Origin of the sequence: Phyllobacterium sp. YR531 (assembly GCF_000282595.1) — a bacterium.
GTDB lineage: Bacteria > Pseudomonadota > Alphaproteobacteria > Rhizobiales > Rhizobiaceae > Phyllobacterium.
This window is the reverse complement of the sequence record NZ_AKIZ01000040.1, coordinates 109,265-133,672: the sequence shown is the minus strand read 5'-3', so window position 1 is coordinate 133,672 and position 24,408 is coordinate 109,265. Positions and strand designations below refer to the sequence as shown.

The 24,408-nt window shown below is 52.4% G+C and carries 21 protein-coding genes; 14 read left to right on the top strand and 7 right to left on the bottom strand.

Annotated features, from left to right (window positions below; genetic code table 11):
• Window positions 1–465 (top strand): calcium-binding protein (locus PMI41_RS23800; protein WP_008129187.1); only part of this gene is annotated, 465 nt, incomplete at its 5' end.
• Window positions 466–664: 199 nt separating this feature from the next.
• On the opposite strand, the gene PMI41_RS23795 is transcribed toward PMI41_RS23800, so the two are convergent.
• The gene (locus tag PMI41_RS23795; protein ID WP_008129186.1) at window positions 665–1,546 is read right to left on the bottom strand and encodes a LysR family transcriptional regulator; all 882 of its coding nucleotides are present in this window, start codon (window positions 1,544–1,546) and stop codon (window positions 665–667) included.
• A gap of 150 nt (window positions 1,547–1,696) precedes the next feature.
• Here PMI41_RS23795 and PMI41_RS23790 point away from each other — a divergent pair, with 150 nt between their 5' ends.
• The 4 genes from PMI41_RS23790 (at window position 1,697) to PMI41_RS23775 (ending at window position 4,878) form a co-directional block, all read left to right on the top strand.
• Window positions 1,697–2,338: a hydrolase gene (locus PMI41_RS23790; RefSeq protein WP_008129185.1), complete on the top strand. Its 642-nt coding sequence runs from the start codon at window positions 1,697–1,699 to the stop codon at window positions 2,336–2,338.
• A 343-nt stretch (window positions 2,339–2,681) separates the two neighbouring features.
• Window positions 2,682–3,419 carry an alpha/beta hydrolase gene (locus PMI41_RS23785; protein WP_244423999.1) on the top strand — a complete coding sequence of 246 codons (738 nt, stop codon included), beginning with the start codon at window positions 2,682–2,684 and terminating at the stop codon, window positions 3,417–3,419.
• A gap of 214 nt (window positions 3,420–3,633) precedes the next feature.
• Window positions 3,634–3,885 carry a DUF982 domain-containing protein gene (locus PMI41_RS23780; protein WP_008129181.1) on the top strand — a complete coding sequence of 84 codons (252 nt, stop codon included), beginning with the start codon at window positions 3,634–3,636 and terminating at the stop codon, window positions 3,883–3,885.
• A 546-nt stretch (window positions 3,886–4,431) separates the two neighbouring features.
• Entirely contained in the window at window positions 4,432–4,878 is a 447-nt protein-coding gene (locus PMI41_RS23775) for a PaaI family thioesterase (RefSeq protein WP_008129174.1), read from the top strand.
• A gap of 130 nt (window positions 4,879–5,008) precedes the next feature.
• Here PMI41_RS23775 and PMI41_RS24425 read toward each other — a convergent pair whose 3' ends face one another.
• Window positions 5,009–6,556, bottom strand: coding sequence for a calcium-binding protein (locus PMI41_RS24425; protein WP_008129172.1), 1,548 nt, complete (start codon window positions 6,554–6,556; stop codon window positions 5,009–5,011).
• 333 nt (window positions 6,557–6,889) lie between these two features.
• Here PMI41_RS24425 and PMI41_RS23765 point away from each other — a divergent pair, with 333 nt between their 5' ends.
• Window positions 6,890–8,932 carry an NADH:flavin oxidoreductase gene (locus PMI41_RS23765; RefSeq protein ID WP_008129170.1) on the top strand — a complete coding sequence of 681 codons (2,043 nt, stop codon included), beginning with the start codon at window positions 6,890–6,892 and terminating at the stop codon, window positions 8,930–8,932.
• A gap of 39 nt (window positions 8,933–8,971) precedes the next feature.
• Here the strand turns inward: PMI41_RS23765 and PMI41_RS23760 are convergent, their stop codons facing one another.
• Window positions 8,972–9,973 carry an ABC transporter substrate-binding protein gene (locus PMI41_RS23760; protein WP_040856658.1) on the bottom strand — a complete coding sequence of 334 codons (1,002 nt, stop codon included), beginning with the start codon at window positions 9,971–9,973 and terminating at the stop codon, window positions 8,972–8,974.
• Window positions 9,974–10,250: 277 nt separating this feature from the next.
• Between PMI41_RS23760 and PMI41_RS23755 the strand changes: the two genes are divergently transcribed.
• Window positions 10,251–11,675 carry an aldehyde dehydrogenase family protein gene (locus PMI41_RS23755; protein ID WP_008129165.1) on the top strand — a complete coding sequence of 475 codons (1,425 nt, stop codon included), beginning with the start codon at window positions 10,251–10,253 and terminating at the stop codon, window positions 11,673–11,675.
• Between the two features lie 27 nt (window positions 11,676–11,702).
• On the opposite strand, the gene PMI41_RS23750 is transcribed toward PMI41_RS23755, so the two are convergent.
• The 4 genes from PMI41_RS23750 to PMI41_RS23735 are packed head-to-tail and all read right to left on the bottom strand — an operon-like array spanning window position 11,703 to window position 15,998.
• Entirely contained in the window at window positions 11,703–13,289 is a 1,587-nt protein-coding gene (locus PMI41_RS23750; RefSeq protein WP_008129163.1) for a 5-guanidino-2-oxopentanoate decarboxylase, read from the bottom strand.
• Entirely contained in the window at window positions 13,286–14,473 is a 1,188-nt protein-coding gene (locus PMI41_RS23745) for a pyridoxal phosphate-dependent aminotransferase (protein ID WP_040856707.1), read from the bottom strand. The genes PMI41_RS23750 and PMI41_RS23745 overlap by 4 nt, the downstream gene beginning before the upstream one ends.
• Window positions 14,473–15,129 (bottom strand): TetR family transcriptional regulator C-terminal domain-containing protein, encoded by a 657-nt coding sequence (locus tag PMI41_RS23740; RefSeq protein WP_008129159.1) that lies wholly within the window; start codon window positions 15,127–15,129, stop codon window positions 14,473–14,475. Before PMI41_RS23740 ends, PMI41_RS23745 begins: the two co-directional genes overlap by 1 nt.
• Window positions 15,126–15,998, bottom strand: coding sequence for an arginine deiminase family protein (locus PMI41_RS23735; RefSeq protein WP_008129158.1), 873 nt, complete (start codon window positions 15,996–15,998; stop codon window positions 15,126–15,128). Before PMI41_RS23735 ends, PMI41_RS23740 begins: the two co-directional genes overlap by 4 nt.
• 174 nt (window positions 15,999–16,172) lie before the next feature.
• Between PMI41_RS23735 and PMI41_RS23730 the strand changes: the two genes are divergently transcribed.
• The 7 genes from PMI41_RS23730 (at window position 16,173) to PMI41_RS23700 (ending at window position 24,401) form a co-directional block, all read left to right on the top strand.
• Window positions 16,173–16,988 (top strand): ABC transporter ATP-binding protein, encoded by an 816-nt coding sequence (locus PMI41_RS23730; protein WP_086003550.1) that lies wholly within the window; start codon window positions 16,173–16,175, stop codon window positions 16,986–16,988.
• 52 nt (window positions 16,989–17,040) lie between these two features.
• Window positions 17,041–17,823 (top strand): transporter substrate-binding domain-containing protein, encoded by a 783-nt coding sequence (locus PMI41_RS23725; protein WP_193372111.1) that lies wholly within the window; start codon window positions 17,041–17,043, stop codon window positions 17,821–17,823.
• Between the two features lie 130 nt (window positions 17,824–17,953).
• Window positions 17,954–18,667 (top strand): ABC transporter permease, encoded by a 714-nt coding sequence (locus PMI41_RS23720; RefSeq protein ID WP_052025973.1) that lies wholly within the window; start codon window positions 17,954–17,956, stop codon window positions 18,665–18,667.
• Between the two features lie 116 nt (window positions 18,668–18,783).
• Window positions 18,784–19,518, top strand: a complete 735-nt coding sequence (locus tag PMI41_RS23715) for an ABC transporter permease subunit (RefSeq protein ID WP_081497194.1) — start codon at window positions 18,784–18,786, stop codon at window positions 19,516–19,518.
• Window positions 19,519–19,713: 195 nt separating this feature from the next.
• A complete protein-coding gene (locus PMI41_RS23710; RefSeq protein ID WP_008129153.1) occupies window positions 19,714–21,717 on the top strand; it encodes a CocE/NonD family hydrolase in 2,004 nt (667 codons plus the stop codon).
• 121 nt (window positions 21,718–21,838) lie between these two features.
• Complete coding sequence (locus PMI41_RS23705) at window positions 21,839–23,428, top strand: ABC transporter substrate-binding protein (protein WP_008129151.1); 1,590 nt, start codon at window positions 21,839–21,841, stop codon at window positions 23,426–23,428.
• A 13-nt stretch (window positions 23,429–23,441) separates the two neighbouring features.
• Entirely contained in the window at window positions 23,442–24,401 is a 960-nt protein-coding gene (locus tag PMI41_RS23700) for an ABC transporter permease (RefSeq protein ID WP_008129150.1), read from the top strand.
• Window positions 24,402–24,408: the final 7 nt, after the last annotated feature.

The following is a 24,408-nucleotide window of genomic DNA, read 5'->3' as shown; positions in this document are numbered from 1 at the left end:
GGCGGGCAGCACATTGAAAATGTCCTTCTGACCGGCTCGGCAAGTATCAACGCAACCGGTAATGCCTTGAACAATTACCTCGTCGGTAATAGCGGAGCCAACATTATCAGCGGCGGCGCGGGCAATGACGTTCTGTCAGGCGGTGCAGGACGGGACGCCTTTGTGTTCAATACGGCCGCAAACAGCAGCACCAATCGCGATACGATCAGCGATTTCAGCGTTGCGGATGATACGATCTGGATGGACAACGCCATATTCGCCGCGCTTGGGGCGACAGGTGCATTGGCGGCAGCAGCCTTCCGGATCGGTGCCGGTGCTGCAGATGCCAGTGACAGGATCGTCTATAACGCATCTAATGGTGCGCTTTATTACGACGCCGATGGCTCAGGTTCCGGGGCTGCAGTGCAGTTTGCCAGCATAGGCAAGGGTCTTGCCCTGACCAATGCGGATTTCCTGGTCATTTGATATTTAGGGGAGGAGTACTCTTCCGCAACAAATCCGGCAGCGCAGTTTCTTACGAGTGCCGGATTTTCTCGGTTAAGGCGGGCGCAGCTAGAATGCAACCGACGCTTTTGCAGTATCCACCTGAACCCGATCTATGAGCGTCATAGTATAGTGCGCCCGTGGTTGATTTATAGATGATACGGTAAGGCAAAGAACCGAATTATGCGGGCTCCCTGGTTTTCTCAAAGCACTCGATTAACATCTGGATGAGCACGGCCACCTTCCGTGAAGGGTGATGCCCTGGCGGTCGAATGACATATATGCCCGCTGGCGGCGGTGGGTATCGCGTCATAATTGGCACAAGCTCGCCAGAGGTTATATGTTCATCGGTAACGCCATCGGGGAGCCAGGCAATGCCGATCCCTGCCATGGCCGCTTCGGCGAGAGCTATGGCGTTGTCTGCTTTAAAACGCCCCCGCGGATAGACCGTAATGGTCTTTTTTCCATCCAAAAACTGCCATGACTCCGTTCCTTGCATGAGCGCTTGATGGGTGACAAGTTCATCGGGATGCTCGGGTGACCCATGCGTTTTTATATAGTCCGGACTAGCGACAAGTTTTCCATAGATCGGGCCAACGCGCCTCGCGATAAGATTTGAATCCTGCAAATAGCCAAGCCGGATCGCACAATAAAAACCCTCCGCAATAAGATCGACGAAGCGATCACTGTAGGACGTGTGAATATGGAGCTGCGGGTGACGTTGCGCCATTGCCGCAAGAACAGAAGCGAAATGGGTGGGACCAAAAGAAAGCGGCACAGCCACGCGCAAGCGACCGCAAAGTTCACCAGCGGGCAGAATGGTTTCTCGGGCCAAATCGATCTCGGCACAGACATTCGCCGCATGATCCCGAAAAGTGATCCCGGCTTCCGTAAGAGCTGCGCCTCGGGTGGTTCGCGCAAGAAGCTGGACGCCAAGTTCTGCTTCCAGCCGGATTAGCCGTCGGCTGACCATCGATTTGGAAATGCCTAGCCTACGCGCAGCGGGTGAAACCCCGCCAGCATCAGCGACTTCCACAAATGTCCTCAGATCTTCAATTTCCAATTCAGCGTTCCTAGTTCTGCGACACAGCTTGGCACAATAGACCACTATCGTATCAGATACAGGAATGACAAGGTTCATCTGCGAAGGCAATACACACTGTATTGGTCTTTTCGCAAGCAACCTTCTTCAAACAGCAAAATAGGATTTGTGATGACGTTTCGTAACGGCCTTTCTTCGCTTCTTCGCCCGGAAGATTCAGTGCTTGTTTTGATCGACCACCAACCCTACCAACTCGCAAACTTGAACAGCCACGAACCGCAGATGGTCGTCAACAATTCAACAGCTTTGGCGAAGGCTGCCAAGGCATTCGGCGTTCCCACTATTCTGACAAGCGTGATCGCTGACAGGGGTGGTTTTATTTTCCCACAGATCACCGACGTGTTTCCCGGTCAGGAAGTCATCGACCGGACCTTTATTAATACGTGGCAAGATCAGAAGGTAGTGGACGCTGTGAAGGCGACCGGTCGCAAGCAGTTGATCATTGCCGGTCTATGGACAGAGATTTGCGTCGCCATGCCTGTAATACAGGCGCTCGGCGAAGGCTGGGATGTGACCGTTATCACTGATGCGTCTGGCTCTGTTTCAGTCGAGGCACACGAGTTGGCTATTCATCGGATGATTGCGGCTGGTGCAAACATGATGACTTGGCTGGCGCTGGCATCCGAATGGCAACGCGACTGGGCCCGGACCGAGCACGCTTCCGAGCTCACTGAGATATTGAAGCAGCACGCCGCTGGAAGCGGCATTGCATATCTGTGGGAACAGCAGTTGCTTAACACGCCCGTGGCCTGATCAGCGAGGGCCCCTCTGTCTCAAGGGATGGGGCGGCCCAGCTAAGCAGATCCATAGCAATGCTACTTAAAAGTCCGTGACTAATCGTTTTCATGCCTACTTTCCAAGTTAACAGTCCCTAATCATGCAAAACCTGGAAACATAGATGTTATTAGACCGCCGGACCTTCCTCGCATCAGCAGGGGCATTTTGCACGTTTGGTTTGACCGGACCTGTATCGGCAGACACAATCCAGCAGAGGAGCATAGCCCTGTGGGACAACGGTCCTCCTGGAGGAGGTGGCCCGGAGGGGCCGGTTGTCGAAAATGCCAAAGGTGCCATAAGCAACATCGCCGCACCATCGATGGATATTTACATGCCGCACCGTCCATCGGGCGCCGCGATGTTGGTTGCCGCAGGTGGCGGATATAAACGTATCGAAGTCGAGAAAGAGGCAATACCGGCGGCAAGGTGGCTTAACGAGCACGGAATTGTTGCCTGCGTCTTGAAATACCGCTTGCCAAGAGAAAAATGGAATGATGGCCCGCTCGCGCCGCTGCAGGATGTGCATCGCGCTTTAAGGCTAATTCGCAGCGGGCATGTGTCTCGTCAAATCGATCCTTCAAGAGTCGGTGTCTTGGGCTTTTCTGCTGGTGGTCATTTGATGGGCTTAGCTGCGGCTCGATCACACTTTCAATCGTATGTTCCGTTGGACAAGACGGATAGCTTTTCCCCACGCCCGTCTGTTTTGGCTTTGGCCTATCCGGTGATTACGCTCAAACCGCCATATGACAAAACTTCCACCCGCGTCAGTTTGGTCGGGAGGAGCCCGACGGTGAAGGACACTGCCAGCTGGTCCGTCGAGACATATGTTCGTGAAAACTGTCCCCCAACATTTCTCACTCAGGCGGAAAACGATAGCATTTCAAATCCGGCAAATACTGCCATCATGGAAGAGGCATGCCAGAAAGCCGGTGTGAAAGTTGAACGCCATCTTTTTTCCAGGGGAGGTCACGGCTTTGCTATGGGGCGACGCAATTCTCCGACGAGCCATTGGCCAGATAAGCTCGAAAACTGGCTAAGACGGTACGACATGGTGTGACCAAAGCAGAAAGTTTCAGAGATTGTTTTTGAGGCGCATATTCTCAGTCTGCCAAAAATTTTGTAATCAAACACATGTGCCCAAAATCTTGACCCCATCATGTGTTTGCGCCGTCAGTCACCCACGCGTCACGGGGGCGAAAGTAATAATTAATTATTAGTTAAAATTGCGTGTGCATTCATATTGTGAATGCACACGATGTGTGGGGGACAAGATGGGCAATCTGGCGTTTCAACCGGTTATCGTCGAGAGCAATCTCTTCGGCAGGAATGAGACGATAGCATCGATCCGCGATGCTGCAGCCTTCCTGCTTTCAGGATGGCCCAAAAAGAAGGCCTCTTTGTATATGGAGGCACGCGTATTGTGCTATGAAGCACAAACTGGAATTGGATCAGTCGACGCTGCGCGTTTGATTTTTGTAGAAGCTGCGATTGAAGCAGATATCTACGTCAAAGAAGGCCGGTAAGTCTCTGCGGATTCGGAAGTCCGAGCATAAACATTGAATGACGTGTGCATGTCTTGGTGTTTTTGACGATAATCGAGCGCGGGACCAAAATATGTGGTGGGACTACGTAGAAAACCCGCTGTACTTGAAAAGTATTTATGATTCAGCTCCCTCTTTGGATCGCGTTGAAATAATTAAACTGGACTTCGATCGGGAAGGGCCATCTCTTCTACTTACTTTTTCAACTGAATTCCTACCATCTCATCCTCCGGTAAAATGGGACTCGTTCGACAGAGTTACCTTTCAGTTACGATTGTAGGACCTAAGAAGCGTGTCAGTCACCAAGTTTTGTAGGGTAGGGTTCTCTAGAATTGGAATGGAGAAACTTGGTGCTTTCCTCAACGTAGAGGTGGAAGGCGCTGTCACCATGTTCTGTTCGGCAAAGTATTTGGATGTGGCTAAGATCACAGGCTACAAATTTACTGAGGCAGACACTTAGAGTGATCTCGAGTGGACCCAAAATATACAAGTTAGTCAGCGAAGCGAGATATGTGGGAGGATCCTCCATTGACAATTGGTACTCCGGATTTTGAGGAACGTATCCGTACGAGTTTTGCCAAACAGGGATTGATGAGTACGTTAGGCGCAGAGCTCGGTTCGGTTCTGCCCGGGATTGTGGAAATTGAATTGAAACCAAGCCGGGAAATTTCTCAGCAGCACGGTTTTATTCATGCAGGAGCGATCAGTGCGATTGCAGATACGGCTGCCGGCTATGCAGCGCTTACCCAAATGCCTGCCGGGCGAGGAGTCCTGACAACTGAGTTCAAAATCAATCTTGTTGCGCCCGCGGTTGGTGACCTCATCACAGCGCGAGGAGAAGTCATAAAGTCGGGCAAAACGCTGACACTTGCTCAAACAGAGGTGTTTGCCGACAAGGGTGGACAACGGCGACTGATTGCATTTCTCACCGCCACGCTCATGTCAATTGAAGGGCGTGATGGCATCAACGATTGATAAGATGCCGTTCCAAAGATTCGAATAACGGCGTTGCATAGAGAAGCCTACCTTATTGCACTGAACGCAATAAGATAGGCCAGAAGTCAGTCAGCAGCCTCAGGTTTGGTTCAGGCTGAATTTTGCAAGATCAGATGACAAGAAAATCCGCATTCGTTAGCGCGAGGCCTGTGCTCAATGTTGCGAACTGTGTAGCTCCACCTGCGGCTGTGCCGTTGCTGTCATAGATAAGAGCGCCTGTTGTTGAATTGTAGATGATCCTGTCGCTGGCGTCCGCCGCTGCTGTGCCGATATGGAAAGCGGCCGCTGCCAATGGACCAGCCGCCCCAAGCGCAGTGAATATGGCGTTCTCCATCCAGATCGTATCATCTGCAACGCTGAAATCGCTGATCGTATCGCGATTGGTGCTGCTATTTGCTGCCGTATTGAACACAAAGGCGTCTCTTCCTGCGCCACCCGTCAGCAAATCATTGCCAACACCACCACTGATGATGTTGGCTCCGTTATTGCCGACGAGGTAATTGTTGAGTGTGTTACCGGTCGCGTTGATGCTGGCTGAGCCGGTCAAGAGGATGTTCTCGATGTATTGTCCGCCAGCAGCAAAGGATACCGAACTGGACACGACATCAATGCCAGCAACATTGCCCTCGATTACCTTGTCACCAACATTGTCGACATAATACTTATCGTTACCCGCACCACCCTGAAGTGTGTCAGCACCAGCCCCGCCATCCAGTGAATTATTTGCGCTGTTGCCGACCAAATAATTAGCCAGCGCGTTTCCGGTTGCGTTTATGTTGCCCCAGCCTGTTAGAAGGACGTTTTCGATATGCTGTCCGCCTGTCGCAAAGGAAACGGAAGCCGATACAACATCGATGCCTGCTACATTGCCCTCGATTACCTTATCACCAACATTGTCGACATAATATTTATCCGCACCCGCGCCGCCCTCCATACTATCGGAATCAGTTCCGCCATCCAGCGTATCGTTGCCTGATTGACCGAAAAGCCTGTCATTGTCCTCGTTGCCGTACAAAACATCATCTTCCGATCCGCCGGATACGTAGTCTTCTCCTGTTCCGCCGTGAAGGATGTCTTTTCCGCCGTATCCATAAATGAAATCATTGCCGCCATCACCGTAAAGCGTGTCATTGCCGTCGCTTGCCGGCATGCCGTCGTCGCCGATTATGGTATCGCTGCCATTTCCACCCCGGATGACGTCGTTGCCGTCGTTTCCGGTCAGATGATCGTTGAGATTTCCGCCGGTGAAACTATCGTTCCCGGTGGAACCTGTCCAAGTCCATTGCAAATTCGCAAACAAATCCCTTACTGCGTCTTCGCCATCCTGCGCGGCGAGTAGCAGTTGCGTCACGGAAAGGTCTAACCCGGTGATTTCCAAAGGCACATATGGTGGTTGACCAATGATGATTATGCCCGAATTTATTTTAAGGCTGGTTACAGTGCCGCTTATCGGCACGGTTTCTCCATTGACAGTAAAGTAGGTAAAACCGGTTCCGGTAACACTCATGGAGCCAAGGGTGGTTGGCGGAGTCATATCCACAAATGAAAAGTTCGTGGGAGATGTTGTTGCCGGATTTATTCCCCAGCCATCCCTTTGAACGTAGTCTGCTAGTATTTCTACTGGATCGCCGGCCTGTTGCTGATTAATGGTTGGCATTGTGTCCCCTTGTTTTTACTTGAGAATTGCCGTTTGGAGAACAGTAGACGGAAATGCGCCAGTTTTGTCCATACATCAAAAGGTGTATATTACTGTAAAATGTGTGCGAGAGTTATTTTAATAAGACCAAATTTTATTGAAGTTCAGACGACAAATTCGCTTTTGCTTATGGGTATACATTAGCCGGTAGAATAAACTTCTGGTGTAATAATAAATCAAGATGCCAAAGCGAGAAGCGCACACGGCGGATGCGTGTCAAAAGAAGTCGCGGGCAAGAAACTCATTTGTAGATTGCAGGATTAGGATGGACCCAAAATAAAGGGAACAGGTCCATTGCCGACACATGATGATCCGCTTCTGCAACCCTACCAGCTGAAACATTTGCGGCTTAAAAACCGCATCATGTCAACAAGTCATGAGCCTGCCTATTCCGAAGATGGTATGCCGAAACAGCGTTACCGGCTTTATCACGCAGAGAAGGCAAAGGGTGGTATTGCGCTGACGATGACTGCTGGATCAGCAGTTGTCTCGCGGGAATCCCCACCAGCTTTTGGCAATCTCCATGCGTATAAGGACGAAATTGTACCTTGGTTGAGCGAATTGGTTGATGATTGCCATGAACATGGCGCGGCTGTCATGATCCAGTTGACGCATCTTGGTCGTCGCACAAGCTGGAATAAGGCCGATTGGTTACCTGTTGTCTCGGCGTCTCCAATACGCGAACCGGCTCATCGCGCTTTTCCGAAAGAAGCCGAAGAGTGGGATATTGAGCGCATTATTGCTGATTACGCTTCCGCAGCACAGCGTATGCAAGCCGCGGGATTGGATGGTATCGAGTTTGAGGCCTATGGCCATCTCATGGACGGATTTTGGTCTCCGGCAACCAACAGGCGGGAGGATGAATATGGTGGCTCGCTTGATAATCGCCTGCGTTTCACTTGGGCCGTGATCGATGCGGTTCGCAAAGCTGTAGGACCTGATTTTATCGTGGGCATTCGGATGGTCGCCGATGAAGACTGGGAACAGGGCCTTTCCAGGCAGGAAGGTGTGGAGATCGCCCGCCGTATCGCAGCATCCGGTAAGTTTGATTTTCTCAATATCATACGAGGCCATATCGATACGGACGCCGCTTTGAATGAGGTCATTCCGATACAGGGAATGCGCTCTTCACCGCATCTGGATTTTGCCGGAGATGTTCGTCAGGCGACAAAGTTTCCGGTGTTTCATGCGGCACGTATTGCCGATGTAGCGACTGCCCGGCATGCGGTGGCTGAAGGCAAGCTGGATATGGTGGGAATGACGCGGGCCCATATTGCCGACCCTCATATAGTTCGCAAAATCATTGCAGGAGAAGAGCACAGGATAAGGCCATGCGTTGGGGCCACTTACTGTCTCGACCGCATTTACGAGGGCGGTGAGGCATTATGCATTCACAATGCGGCAACCGGGCGTGAGCTTGCCATGCCGCATGTGATTTCCAAAGCGGACCGTTCCAAGTCTGTTGTGGTCGTAGGGGCTGGACCCGCCGGGCTCGAGGTCGCCAGAGTTGCTGCAGAGGCTGGTCACAAGGTCGAAATATTGGAGGCATCGGATCAGGCAGGTGGACAGGTAATGCTTGCTTCAAAAAATCCCCGTCGCAAGGAAATGATTGGCATTGTTGATTGGCGCCTGGCGGAGCTTGAACGTCTGGGAGTGCCGTTGCGCTATAATATTTGGGCCGAAGCCAATGATGTTGTGACGCTTGAGCCCGACATTGTGGTTGTGGCAACGGGTGGATTGCCGCAAAACCCACCGCTTAGTGGGGGCGATGATCTGGTCACGTCAAGCTGGGATATTCTGGCGGGATCGATCAAGCCCGGCGAAAACGTTCTGCTTTATGATGACAATGGTGGGCATCAGGGCATGAGTGCTGCCGAGATGATTGCGCGAAGCGGCTCCAAGCTGGAACTGTTGAGTCCAGAACGCTTTTTCGCACCTGAAATGGGTGGCATGAATCACGTTCCTTATATGCGGGCGTTTCAACAGCAGGGTGTGCGTGTGACGATCAACACGCGGCTTTTGTCAGTCGCGCGCAACGGCAACCAGCTTGTTGCAACATTGGGATCAGACTACGCGCCGGACTACAGGGAGGAGCGTTTGGTTGATCAGGTGGTGGTGGAACATGGTACCTTGCCAATTGACGATCTTTATCGTGAGTTGAAACCGCTTTCGCGTAATGGCGGTGCGATTGATTACGATAGACTAGTCAATGGCGGTGCAATTTTTCCGATCCGCTCGGAAGGTAAATTCGATCTTTTGCGCATTGGCGACGCTGTTCACGCCCGTAACATTCATGCAGCAATCTATGATGGCTTGCGTTATGCAACGCGTTTTTGAAAGAATAGGGGCAGCGAAATAGCTGCCCCCGTTTTCTCATCAGTTAACCTCGGCTTTGACCTTTTCAGCAACTTCAGCACTGACCCATTTGGTCCATATTGCTTCATTGTTCTTGAGAAAATGTTTTGCGCCATCTTCGCCAGTTGCCTGATTGTCAGTCATCCAGGCAAGCAGTTCATTGACGGTTTTATTGTCCCATGACCGGGCTTTCAGATAGTCCATGATAGGACCGGCATTGTCGCTGAACTTCTTGGTTACGACAGTGTCGACTTCCGCGATTTCCCAGTCGTTTTTCTTCGGATCGGGGCAATCGGCAACTGTATTGCAGCGCTTCCATTCAGCAGCATCAAATTTCGTCCCGTGGTCCAGCTTGACCATTTCATACTTGCCGAGAATGGCGGTTGGTTCCCAGTAATATCCGAGCCAGCCTTCCTTGCGCTCATATGCTTTGGCGAGTGATCCATCCAAACCGGCTGCTGAACCAGTATCGACAAGGGTGAAACCTTGTTTTTCAGCGTCATATGCCTTGAAGAACTGGGCAGTCGCCACAGTGCCACCCCAGCCGGGAGGTCCATTGAATACTGCACCTTTGGACTTGTCTTCAGGGGCAGGGAAAAGTTCAGGATGCTTGAGGGCATCGTCAATTGTCTTGATATCAGGATTAGCGTCCGCAAGATATTTGGGAATCCACCAACCCTGTACGCCGCCATCCGACAAAGACTTGGATGAGTAAACGAGTTTCCCGTCGGCGACAGCCTTGTCCATGATATCGCGCATGAAGTCGATCCAACCTTCCGGAGCAATATCAGGTTGCCCTTTTTCAGTCATCGACGTGAGGGTTGGAATCGTGTCGCCCTGTACGACTTCGGCATTGCAACCATAACCTGCGTTCAGGATGATCTTGTCGAGATTGGCAAGAACCTCTGCCGACTGCCAATTCATGCTGGCGATGGTGACGTCGCCGCATTCCGCTGACGATGCATTGCCGATTGTGCCAAGCAAGGCCAATCCCATTACGCTGCTCAATAAGAGTGATTTCATCAAAGTACCCCTTTGTTTTTTATTTGAATTTTGGTCTGGAAATAATGGTCGTTCGTGCTCGCCCGGGTGCCGTGAAAGGCGCGCGGTTGCAAATGCATAAGCTCAAAACAGGAATGAACCATTGGTTGAGGATAGTACCGGTCCACACCTTCAAGAAGCCAGTATGCGGCAAGTCATGTGTTGTCCGCGACATAGGTTGTATTCAGTTGTAACGGGCCTTGCCTTCGTCCGATTGATGGTCAGAATAGAAGAAAAGCTTGGCTGGCAGGAGGATGTTATGCTCGACAAACGCAAGTTCTATATCAATGGTGAGTGGGTTGATCCGCTGCAGGCAAATGATCTAGAAGTGCTGAATCCGGCAACGGAAAAGCCCATCGCGGTTATTTCAATGGGAAGCGCTACGGATGTTGATCGCGCTGTCGCTGCCGCAAAAAAGGCGTTCGAAAGTTACAGCCGGACTTCGGTTGAAGAGCGGTTGGAGCTGCTGGAAAATCTTCTGGCAATTTACAAGCGCCGTTATGGCGAGATGGCTCGAACCATCACGTTGGAACTGGGCGCTCCGATTACGATGAGTACGCAGCAACAGGCGGATGTGGGGGTAGGTCACCTCCAAGGATTTATCGATGGATTGAGAAACCTCGATATGCGCGAAGACCTGCCTAACGGTGATCTTCTTGTGCGCGAGCCGATTGGTGTCTGCGGCTTGATCACGCCATGGAACTGGCCGGTCAACCAGATTGCCCTTAAAGTCATTCCAGCTTTGGCGACGGGCAGCACCTGTGTGTTGAAGCCAAGTGAATTCACGCCCCTTAATGCAATGCTCTACGCGGAAATGGTACATGAGGCAGGTTTCCCTGCCGGCACTTTCAATCTTGTCAATGGCGATGGGCCATCAGTTGGCGCTGCACTGTCAAAGCACAAAGACGTCGATATGATGTCGTTTACCGGCTCGACCCGGGCAGGCATCGCAGTCAGCAAGGATGCGGCTGATACAGTAAAACGTGTCACTCTGGAGTTGGGCGGCAAATCTCCCAATATCGTATTCGAGGATGCCGACCTTGAGGATCGCGTTGCAGGAAGCGTGCTCGAGTGTTTCAACAATAGCGGCCAATCCTGCGATGCGCCGACACGCATGCTCGTGCAACGCTCTGTTTACGACAAGGCTGTCAGGATAGCTGAAGAAACCGGCAAACAGGCCCGTGTTGGTAACCCGGAGGAAGAGGGTGATCATATCGGACCGCTTATCAGCGATATCCAGTATGGCCGGGTGCAGAATCTGATTGAGGCGGGCATTTCAGAGGGGGCACGTGTTCTTGTTGGCGGTGCCGGAAAGCCAAAGGGTTTCGAGACCGGCTATTTCGTGCAGCCTACGATCTTCGCCGATGTGAACAACAATATGCGCATTGCGAAGGAAGAGGTGTTCGGGCCGGTTCTGGCACTTATTCCATTTGATACCGAAGAAGAGGCAATCGCGATTGCCAATGATACGCCATATGGCCTTGCCGCCTATGTGCAGACCGGAGATGCAAAACGGGCCGAACGTGTCGCTTCACGCCTAAAAGCAGGTATGGTGCACATTAATGGCGGGCCGCATCGCTACGGCAGCCCGTTTGGTGGTTACAAGCAATCCGGTAATGGGCGTGAGGGCGGAAAATTCGGCCTTGAAGACTTCCTCGAAGTCAAAACAATCCATCGACCGTAAATTGATTGGTTGGCTGATGAAAGTTTATCAGCCAACCAATTTTTCATCTATTTCAATAAGATATGGCTTTCTGCTTGCCTTGGCCGCTAACAGCGCTTCAGGGAGTTCATCAATATTGGCCAACCGCTTTGAGGGTAGGCCATAGGCATCGGCAATCTTGATATAGTCAGGAGCAGAAGGACGGACACCAACAGGGTTGATATCTACCTCAACCATTGCCCGTTCGATTTCCTGATAACCCTGATTGTTCCATACGATAAAGATGACCGGCACCTTCTCGTCGATTGCCGCACCGAGTTCACCCAAGACAAACTGAAACCCGCCATCGCCGACAATGCATATGGTCGTGGTGTCCGGCTTGCCGAGCGATGCGCCAATGGCCGCTGGTGGCCCGAAACCCAGTGCACCAAAACCGGTTGCTGCATTGAACCATCCGCCCACGCGATCATGATCGTAATACATGTTGCCGGAATAGATGGTCTGTGTGGAATCACCCACTATCAACGAATTTGGCAATGTATCGCGCAATGTATTGAGGAATTTTATCTGACCTTGAGTCCGGGCGCCAATGTCAGCCCACGCAGTTTCGCGGGCCTTGCGGGCACGATCCTCACCCGTTTGCGCATTGCGACGTTCCGGCAGCGCTGCAGCCAATTTCTCAACGGTTTCTTTGGCTGAAGCCTCAATGGGCAAGAATGCCGGCCAGCGGTCCAGCTGACTTGCATCAATATCGATGCGGACGAAGCGTTTTAGCTCGGGAAAACCGCCATCACCATACATATCATAATCGGTAGGGCCCATTTCCGTACCAATAGCGATGACAAGGTCGCTTTCTGCGATGAGCTCGCGCACGGCTTTCAGGCTGGGGCTGGCAGGAACCAGCAGAGGATGATCATGCATGATGCCGCGTGCGTTGGTTGTTGCGATAACCGGAGCATCAAGCCTTTCGGAAAGTGTTTTCAAACCATTAGCTGCGGCTTTCGCTCCACCACCAATCATCAGCACTGGCCGTTGAGCATTGAGGCAGAGACGCATTAGCTCTGCCATTGTTTCTGCCGATGCTTGCGGTATCGGAGCATCCGAGACCAGACGTGTAGCGTTGTCGAGGGGCAGTGCCATTATATCGAGAGGAATTTCGATGTGTACAGGACCGGGTCGGCGTGATGCAAACAGAGCGAAAGCGCGCGCCAGAACAATCGGTAGCTCATCCGGCTTTTCGATGCGATGTGAGAACATGGCGACTGTTTGCAGCATGGCACGCTGATTTGGCAATTCGTGCAGAAAGCCCATGCCTTTGCCTAATGATTCCCGCTGGTTGACGCCGGAAATAACCAGCATTGGAATGGAGTCCGCACGAGCCTGTCCCATCGCTGTAATGGTGTTGGTAATGCCGGGGCCGGTGATGACAAAAGCTACGCCTGGCTTTCCTGTTGCGCGAGCATAACCATCGGCCATAAACCCGGCACCTTGTTCATGGCGCGGAGTGATATGACGGATTTTGGAGCCTGCAAGGCCTCGGTAAAGTTCGATTGTATGGACGCCCGGAATGCCGAAAACCGTATCGACATCATAAGATTCAAGCAATTGGACGAGAGCTTCACCGACAGTGGTCATGCGGATTTCCGTTGTTGCAAGCGGGAAGCGAGGCGGACAATGCCCGCGCACGCGGCATCAATCTTGTCTTCAGCAACGCTCAGGCTGAGCCGTAGGTAACCAGAAAGGTTTTTGCCGAAGGATTCACCGGGCATGACAGCCACAAGTTCTTCTTCCAGCAAGCGCATGGCAAAATCCTGCCCGGAAAGGCCGGTTGCGCGAATATCCACCAGAATGAACATGCCAGCTTGCGGCGGCTTGGCAGAGATTCCTGCAATGCCGTCCAGCCGTTCGGAAATCATTTGAGCGCGCCGCAGGAAGTTTGCCTTCATAGTCGCTGCGGCGGCGGCAGGCTGGCTTAATGCATAGGCGGTCATATCGGCAATAAAGGGTTGGACGCCAAACAATATTGACTCTGATAAGGGCAACAGTTTTTGCGTAAATTCCTTTGGACCGACACACCAACCGCTGCGGAAACCGGGAGCGGCATGTGATTTTGAGATTGAGGCAACAGCTATCGTGCTATCTGCCAATTCGGGCCGATCAAGCGGTGATGCAAACTTGCCGTCGAAAATCAGCAGTTCATAGACCTCGTCGGAAACGATCCAAAGATTATGTTTACGGCAGACTTCGCCAATTTCCGCAACTTCATTTTCGCTCAACACAGCGCCGGTTGGGTTGTGTGGTGTATTGAGAAGAAGCACCTTGGCGTTGGGTGTTATGACTTTTTCAAGATCAGCCGCCTGCATGCGGAAACCCTTCTCAGGGCGAAGCGGCACCGAGACACGGGTTGCGCCAGTTGCACGCACAACACCATCATAGGTAGCATAAAGCGGGTCGCCAGTAATAATCTCATCACCTTCCTCGGCCAGACCCAGCATGACCAGTGATAGAGCTGTCTGTGTGCCTGGAAAGCACATGATGTTATCCGGATCGATCTGCCTGCCCGTGCGGGCAGTGTATTTTTTCGACAATTCCGCAAGGACGGCAGGCTCGCCGCGACCATTGGAATAGCCGGTACGGCCCGAGCGCATTGCATTTTCCGCAACATCCATCATATCCGTAGGGGTAGGGATGTCAGGCTCGCCGATGGTCAGTTCGATGATTTCGTTACCGGCGCGTTTCATTTCACGGGCACGAATATGTACAGCCCATTTATCGGAGCCCAGTCCGGCCAAACGTTCGGTAACAGACGCAAAGCGCATCATTTCGCGCCTCCTTCAATTGCAAGAGAAACTCCAAGAACCGCCTCGATAGCGGCAATGCCCGTTTCAGCCAACTCCCCATCAGCAAAAATATCACCGGCCAAGCAGCCTTCCAGCCACAATCCATCGATAATGGCGTTGATGGCTATAGCATGACGGCGGGTGACAGATTTTTCGGCGGGCTTGAAAGCAGCTAGCAAAGCGTCACGGATTAAAGCTTCGAGTTCATCGCGGAACCCCAGATAGCCGTCACGGTGTGCCGCTGCCATTGAGGGGTCCGCATGTACGAGACCTATGAAACCAGCCCAAAGCGAAAGATTATGCGGGTCCATAATGGGCGCGCCAAGATTGGCGGTGACAAAAGCACTGAGACGGGCACGAGGATCAGAATCAGCATTCTCCAGCGCGTCGCTTGCCTGAACTGTCATGCGGTTCATGACGGCACGATAAGCGGCTCCAATCAAATCATCCTTGGCGGGGAAATAATAACGTATCAGACCCGGAGTGACGTCAGCGCGCAATGCAATTTCGCGTACCGTTGCCCCGGCAAGACCACGTTCCGCCACACATTGAAGAGTTGCCGCGATTAAATCTTCACGGCGCTTGTCTTCACCTTCGCGGCGAAAGCTCTTACGGGTGGCGGTTTGTGTTTTCATTGGCGCCAGACAGGTCGGGTAAGGCAGGTTGGGCCACCTTCGCAGGCGATGCATAGGGCATCGGCATCGAATGTTGTAACCGTGCAACCCGCAGCTTCCATGGCCGCTTTGGTTTTTTCGAAACCGGCAACAGCGATCACTTCATAAGGTGCTGTTGGTAGAACATTGAGATTAAGGCCGTTACTCGAAGCAAACTCTTCTTCCGGAGCTACAACCAGCCTGACACCACGTTCTTTCAAAAGTTGATAGAAGGCCGCAGGCAAAAGCGGTAGGTGAACAAGCGCGAGGTCTTCGGCGAGCGGCGAAATAATAGACATCAAGTGCAGGCAAGCCTCTTCGCCTTGCCAGAGTGGCAGATCGAAACCGAGAACTGTGATGCCGAGGGGGCTAAGGATTGCGCCCAACTGCTCAATGCCGGACTGATTGGTGCGAACGCCGCGTCCAACGGCCAGCGTTTTGCTATCTACCCATACACAGTCGCCGCCTTCTACAGTACCGGGCGCTTCAATACGGCCAAGAATCGGCACATCCATCTCACGATAGGTTTCCTCATGCAGATCGGGCTCATCAAGCCGGAGACTTTTACCCATGCGCAGGAGGACCGCGCCTTTATCAGTTACGAGTGACGGGTCATGGGTGAATATCGAGTCTGAAAGGCCATCATTGCCATCGCGTATCCAGGTGATATCGGCACCTGATTTTGCAACGAGATCAGCAAACACACTATGCTGTTCAGACGCCTTGCGCGGATCGAATTGAGGACCATAGTGCCATACATCACGCTCTGCGCCAGCCATGACGCGATCAGGCATGCGCATGATGACGCGCTTCAGAGGGAGGGCCATGGATTGGGAACCGAATGCGCTCATCGCGGAATGCTCTCAAAAAATTGCTACTGCAAGTATTTATACGCTTGCATAATTAGAGCGCAAGTGGTGTGATGCGGTTAATTCAGGCAAATGAGACCTGTGCTGACAAAAGAGGCGGATCAGAATTGTCATGAGTAATCGTGCACAGCTTGGACGAATGGGAATGTGCGTATGATGGGGAGCGATGCGGTTTCAATTAACCCGCTCCAACCGCAGACGGCCGAACAGGCTGAAGCCATCCATGTGTGGAATTTACATAAGCGCTTTGGTGCGCTTGAAGTCCTGAAAGGTGTGTCTCTGACTGCCAGAGATGGTGATGTTGTTGCCCTTATCGGTGGCAGCGGTTCCGGCAAGTCCACCTTCCTGCGTTGCATAAATTTTCTTGAAAACCCGACCAGCGGTGTCATTCGTATCAATGGCGAAGACATTGAAATGGTGAGCGATGGTGCTGGTGGGCAATATCCAGCCAATCGCCGCCAGATTGAACGTATACGTAGCCGTCTCGGTATGGTTTTTCAGAATTTCAATCTCTGGCAGCATATGACCCTGCTGCAGAATGTCATTGAAGTTCCCGTGCATGTGCTGGGTATGAAACGGGATGCAGCAATTGCTATTGGCGAACAACTTCTTGAGCGCGTAGGTCTATCTGCCAAGCGTGACGTTTATCCGGCCTATCTTTCCGGTGGACAACAGCAGCGCGGTGCCATCGCTCGCGCATTGGCGATACAGCCGCGCGTGATGTTGTTCGACGAGCCAACCTCAGCGCTTGATCCTGAACTGGTGGGAGAGGTTTTGAAGGTCATTGCCGACCTGGCGAAAGAAGGTCGAACCATGCTGCTTGTGACGCATGAGATGAAGTTTGCACGCGAAGTGGCAAGTCATGTGATGTACCTGCACAACGGTATCGTTGAAGAGGAAGGTCCGCCAGAGGAATTGTTCGGGTCGCCAAAATCTGAACGTTTAAAACAGTTTATCCGAACAGTTTCATAAACGGAATAAATAATACGGGAAATAATCCCGGGGAACAGCAAGAGTGGAGATGATGATGAAGACATTACTGAAATCAACGGTCGCAGCTTTTGTAGTGCTGGCCGGACTCGGCATGGCGAACGCCGAGACAATCAAAGTTGGGATTGCAGCAGAACCTTATCCGCCTTTTGCCTCTCCTGATGCATCGGGCAAATGGCAAGGCTGGGAGGTCGATATTGCCATGGCGCTTTGTGCAGAAGCCAAGCTTGATTGCGTCATCACGCCGGTGTCTTGGGATGGAATTATCCCGGCACTGACCACAAAGAAGATCGATATAATCACTGCTTCCATGTCCATTACAGCAGAGCGCGAAAAGACGATCGATTTCTCCGACAAATATTACAACACACCAACAGTCATTCTTGGCTCCAAAGACGTCAAGATGGAGCCAACGCCGGAAGGATTGAAGGGCAAAATTATCGGCGTACAGGTTTCGACTGTACACCAGGTCTATGTGAAAAAGCATTTCGCCGGCACGGCAGCTGAGATCAAGGAATACCAGACTCAGGACGAGGCTAATCAGGATCTTGCAGCCGGACGCATTGACGCCACGCAAGCCGATGCTTTGGCACTCGAAACTTTTGCCGCAACCGATGCAGGCAAAGCGTGTTGCGAGATCAAAGGCAAAGTTGCGGACGACCTTGAGGTGTTGGGGCCGGGCGTTGGTGTTGGTCTGCGTAAAGGTGATACCGGCCTCAAGGATAAAATGAATGCCGCAATCAAGGGTATTCGTGCCAACGGCAAGTATGACGAAATTTCAAAGAAATATTTCAACTTCGATATGTATGGCGGCTAACGACGCAATTTTCCGGGCGGTTTAATCCGCTTAATCCGCCCGGGATTTCCTTCTTACAAAAATTGCGCGACAGCGCTGAATCGAGGACGGCTTGGCCGACGGATCGATTATCCCTGAAGCACTATCGCAGATGCTGGTCTTGCTGTCGCCAAGCCCGCCTGGCTGGGGTGGCAATCTGCTGCGTGGTCTCATGCATTCCTTGCAGATCGCACTGGGTGCTTTCGGTATGGGTTTGATCATCGGGACACTGGGTGCCTATGGCAAGCTTTATGGCTCTCCCCTCGTGCGAGATTTGGCCGGTATTTATACGACGATTGTGCGGGCCGTACCGGAACTCGTCTTGATCCTGCTGCTCTATTATGCAGGTACAGATTTGATCAATCGCATTCTGGAGGCTTCAGGATATCAGCGTATCGATATTAGCGGTCTGGTTGCAGGCATTGTCGTCCTCGGTTTTGTGCAAGGCGCCTATGCTACAGAAGTCTTGCGCGGTGCCATCAAAGCAATTCCGCAAGGTGAGGTGGAAGCGGCGCGCGCCTATGGCATGTCCCCAACATTAATGATGCGGCGAATAACGCTTCCCTCCATGCTACCTTACGCATTGCCTGGGCTTGCCAATCTTTGGTTGATTGCGACGAAGGATACAGCGTTGCTGGCAGTTGTGGGGTTCAGCGAATTGACGCTGGAAACGCGACAAGCGGCGGGAACAACCAAAGCTTATTTCCTGTTTTTTATGGCAGCTGGTTTGCTCTATTTACTCATTACGCTTTTCTCCAACGTCATTGTGGGGCGAATTGAGAAGTGGGCGAGGCGAGGTATGCCGTCCGTCAGGGAGGCGAGATAGTGTCAAACCTCATCGCTGATACTGAAATCGAAGTACCGCTTGAAACGTTTCCTATCCATAAGGATGCTGATCCAGACCGGAAGAATGAGTGGACGCAGCCACATCGCATTATCTTGATGTTGATAGGGGTGGCGCTTGTCGCATCGGCGATATTTTTCCTGCGCTGGGATTGGTTGCCCAATTATAGCGGGCTTATTCTACAGGGGCTTTGGCGAACAATCTGGATTCTCTGCATAACCGTCTTTCTCGGTTTTCTATTGGCGGTTCCTCTCGGGCTGGCACAAGCTGCGGGTCCAGCCATTCTCGCTGTTCCGGCACGCTGGTTCTGTACAATTATTCGGGGAACGCCACTGCTCCTGCAGCTTTGGCTGCTTTACTACGGGCTTGGTTCACTTTTTCCGCAATATCCGTGGATACGCGGATCAGAACTTTGGCCATATCTGCGGCAGGCATGGCCCTATGCGGTGCTTGCATTAACGTTGTCTTATGCCGGTTATGAAGGCGAAGTCATGCGTGGTGCATTTGCTGGTGTGCCCAAAGGTCAACTGGAGTCAGCGCGTGCCTTTGGAATGCGGCGTTTCACGATCCTGCGGCGCATCTGGCTTCCTCAAGCCATTCATCGCGCCCTGCCGACACTGGCAGGTGAAGCGGTACTGCAGCTCAAGTCGACGCCGCTTGTGGCAACTATCACTGTGGTCGATCTTTATTCGGTAGCTTCGAGGGTTCGGCAAGATACGTTCATCACCTATGAACCCTTGTTGCTGCTGGCTGCCGGCTATCTCATTATCACCGGGATAATTGTCTTTCTCTTCAGGCGTGTAGAGAAATTGATCCCTTCTCGCTTGGGTTGATGTGCATAATAGCGTTTGGCGCAAATGGCGGGAATTTTGTCGCAAGTGTTTGCTCTGTTGCGACGGGCAAATGCGCATAGTGCGGGCATAAGAAAACGCCTCGCAAAGACGAGAAAATGGGATTGTAATTTTCGTTGGCTCTCGGTCCGGCGTGCATCACCCGTTTTCGTCTCCATGTGAGGGCGAAAGGTGGTAATGCGAACGGTCGAAACTTTCCCGCATAAGATCACAGAGCAAGCCGATATGGGCGTTGTCATGCCTGACGGCTGCCGCCTTTCGGCGCGTGTCTGGATGCCCGAGAATGCAAATGAAAATCCCGTACCAGCCATTCTTGAGTTTTTACCCTATCGCAAGCGCGATGGCACCACGGCACGCGATAATCTGACCCATCCGTACTTTGCCGGACACGGCTATGCCTGTCTGCGTGTCGATATGCGTGGCAATGGCGATTCCGAAGGTCTGATGGAAGACGAGTATTCCGAGCAGGAATTGCAAGATGCTTGCGACGTGATCAATTGGATCGCTGCACAATCATGGTCGACCGGAAAAGTTGGCATGATGGGCATATCGTGGGGCGGTTTTAACTCGCTACAAGTGGCCGCAATGCAGCCTGATGCGCTCAAGGCAATTATTACGCTCTGCTCGACCGATGATCGTTACGCCGACGATATTCACTATAAGGGCGGGTTGTTGCTCAATGAGAATTTGGGCTGGGGCGCAACAATGCTTTCATATTCGTCGCGCGCTCCTGATCCCGCATTGGTCGGCGGCAAATGGCGCGACATGTGGCTTGACCGTCTCGATAGCGAGCCATTTTTGCCTGCGATATGGCTCAGCCACCAAACACGCGATGCCTATTGGCAGCGCGGTTCTGTATGCGAGGATTTTTCGAAAATCAAAGCTGCGACGCTCGCCATCGGTGGATGGGGTGACGCTTACAAGAATGCGGTCTCCAGACTGATGACGGGAATTACAGCGCCGGTAAAAGGAATTGTTGGGCCGTGGGTGCATAAGTATCCGCATTTTGCCGTTCCCGGACCACGTATCGGTTTTCTTCAGGAAGCGCTTCGCTGGTGGGATCAATGGCTGAAGGGCGTTGATACTGGCGTTGAAGACGATCCTGCATATCGAGCTTATTTGATGGATTCTGTGCGGCCCAAAAGCTGGTACACGGAACGGGCTGGCAGGTGGATTGCAGAAGGCGAATGGCCTTCACAAACCATTGGAGCCGAGCATTTTTATCTGCGAGCCGATAAAAGCCTGTCTGCACAGCCTGCGGATGCGTTTTCGCATCTTGTTTCTTCGCCGCAGGATTGCGGGATGATGAGCGGTGAGTATTGCGCGATCTGGCTTGGGCCTGAAATGCCCGGTGATCAGCGCAGAGATGATGCGCTTTCCATATGCTATGACACCGTTCTCGAAAAGACTGTCGATATTGTCGGTGCACCTGAAATTACGCTCTCTGTGACCAGCGACAAACCTGTGGCAATGGTCGCCGTGCGACTTTGCGATGTACACCCGGACGGTGCGTCTACTCGCATCACCTACGGTGTGTTCAATCTTTGCCATCGCAACAGTCATGCCGATCCGGAAGCGTTGGAACCGGGCAGGAGCTATGAAGTAACCTTTAAGCTTGACGACATCGCCTACCGCATACCTGAAGGGCATACTCTGCGTGTTGCCATATCGTCCTCCTACTGGCCGATGGTCTGGCCGTCTCCAGAGCATGTACACCTGATTGTTCAAGCGGGGAAAATAGCTATTCCTTCACGGGCATTGGCGGTTGGTGACGAATGGACATTCGCCGAGCCCGAAGCGGCTTCGCCTTGGCAACTGGAAACCTTGCGCAAAAGCGCCAACAGCCGCTCGATTCTTCACGATCAGGTTACCGGCAAAGTTACGCTGCTGATTGAAGATGATTTTGGCGAGGCGTGTGACAAGGAGCATGGCCTGATACATGGCGGTGTGGCGCGCGAGCGCTGGGAGATCGAGGCGGATGATCCATTGTCTGCGCGGGGTGAAACCCATTGGACAGAGATTTCGGGGCGTGACAATTGGCGTATCAGAACGGAGACGTTCACAAGCATGCATTCGGACAAGCACAAGTTTTATCTCACGGGCCGTATCGAAGCATATGAGAACGACAATGTCGTATTCGAGCGTGATTTTGCTGAAACGATTGATCGGAAATTCATATGAATTTGCTCAGCATCTTCATCGGAGAGTGCATCTAAAGGTTGTAATTTTTCAATATCAGGTCGCATAATTAGAGAAAACCGAAGGACGCAAAGCGTCCCAGATAACAAGAAGGGGAATTCAAATGTCTAATGAACTCGACTATCTCAGCCGCAGGGTCGCACTCGGGAAGCTTTCTCGCCGTGATTTTCTCGGCCGCGCTGCCGCTCTCGGCGTTACGACAGTTTTTGCCAATTCACTTCTGACCAGCGCAGCTTTGGCTGAAGGTCCGGTCAAGGGTGGCACGCTTAAAGCAGGTATGCAGGGCGGCGCCTCTACGGACAGTCTTGATCCCGCAACTTGGCAAAGCCAGGTTCCATACAAATTCGGGCGCCAATGGGGCGAACAGCTTGTTGAAATCCAGCCGGACGGTACATTACAGCCAAAGCTAGCCGAGGAGTGGGGCTCGTCTGACGATGCCAAGGTCTGGACATTCAAGATCCGCAAGGGCGTTCAGTTTCATGATGGCAAGGACATGACGCCGGACGACGTTGTGGCGACCATGGAACGCCATTCCGATGCGAATTCAAAGTCCGGAGCCTTGGGCGTGATGGGCGGTATCGCCAGCGTCAAGAAGGATGGTGATACGGTTGTTTTCACACTCAAGGAGGCGAATGCCGATTTGCCATTCCTGATGGATGATTACCACCTGATGATCCAGCCAAACGGTGGCAAAGACAAACCAACGGCCGGTATTGGTACCGGACCCTACAAGGTCGTTACCGATGAGCCAGGTGTTCGTCATATTGGTACGAAGTTCGCAAATTACTGGAATGGCGACAAGCGCGGCCATGCCGAGCAGATTGAGATTATCGTTATTAATGATGCGACTGCCCGTACATCTGCCCTGCAGTCAGGGCAGGTGCACATGATCAACCGTGTTGAGCCAAAGATCGTCGATCTGGTCAAACGCGTACCTGGCGTTACAATTCAAAACGTTGCAGGTAAGGGACATTATGTCTTCATCGCTCACTGCAACACGGCGCCATTTGACAATGTAGACCTGCGGCTTGCGCTGAAATACGCCATGAACCGCGAAGACATGGTGCAGAAAATCCTGCGCGGCTATGGATCGGTCGGTAACGATTTCCCGATCAACAAGGCATATCCGCTGTTCTCAGACGATATCGAACAGCGTGCATATGATCCGGACAAGGCCGCCTTCCACTTCAAAAAGTCTGGCCACGACGGTCCGGTACTGCTTCGCACCTCGGACGTCGCTTTTCCGGGCGCTGTCGATGCAGCTCAGCTTTATCAGCAAAGTGCAGCAAAGGCTGGCATTACGATTGAGGTCAAGCGCGAGCCGGGCGATGGATACTGGTCAGAGGTGTGGAACAAGCAACCATTCTCCGAATCCTATTGGGGCGGTCGTCCGACACAGGACCAGATGTATTCTACAGCCTATCTGTCGACAGCCGACTGGAATGATACCCGGTTCTTCAACGAGAAGTTCGACAAGCTGCTGATCACGGCACGAGGTGAACTGGATGAGGCCAAGCGCAAGGCAATGTACCGCAATATGTCTGTCATCGTTCGCGACGAGGGCGGTGTTATTGTTCCAATGTTCAACGACTTCATTGATGCAACGAGTGCAAAGGTTGGTGGTTGGGTAGCGGACGGCAATCAGGAGATGAGTGGCGGTTACGCGCTTTCGCGTTGCTGGCTGAACGCCTGATAGGGCCCGGCAGATGAGTACGCCTGTCCTTAAACTGGTTGCCCAACGCATTGCGATGGGCATCCTTCTCCTCCTTGCAGTTTCCGTGCTGATTTTCGCCGGCACGCAGATTCTGCCGGGAGACGTTGCGCAATCCATCCTAGGGCAGTCCGCCACACCGCAGGCACTTGAAAACCTGCGGCGCGACATGGGGCTGAATGATCCAGCCTACATCCGCTACCTTCATTGGCTTGGCGGCATATTGACTGGCGATCTGGGAACGGCTCTATCGAGCGGGCAGGATATAGCAAGCTCGTTGAAAGGAAGGCTTTGGAACACCCTGTTCCTGGCGTTCTGGGCGGCAATTGTTTCCATCCCGCTGGCCATTGGCCTTGGATTGCTGGCAGTTCGCTATCGCAACGGTTTCGTGGACAAACTCATCTCCGGTCTTGGTCTGGCTTCAACATCGCTGCCGGAGTTTTTTACCGGCTACCTGTTGATCTATTTCGTTGCCGTTCGTCTGCAATGGTTTCCAAGTGTTTCTACGGTTTATGAAGGCATGTCGCTGGGTGAAAGGCTCAGCGCCATCGCTCTACCCGTCACTGTTCTGACGCTCGTCGTTTTGGCACATATGATGCGCATGACCCGCGCGGCCATTCTCAACGTCATGCAGTCCGCCTATGTCGAAACAGCGGAGCTGAAGGGGCTTTCACCGTTGCAGATCATCACCCGTCACGCTTTCCCGAATGCCATTGCGCCAATCGTCAACGTAGTCATGCTCAATCTGGCATTTCTGGTCGTGGGTGTCGTGGTTGTTGAGGTGATCTTCGTATACCCCGGTATGGGTCAGTATCTGGTGGATCATGTGGCCAAGCGCGATGTGCCGGTTGTTCAGGCATGCGGGCTTATTTTCGCGGCTGTCTATGTCAGCCTGAATATCATTGCTGATATCGTGGCGATTGTTTCCAATCCCCGCCTCAGGCATCCCAAGTGAGGCTCGC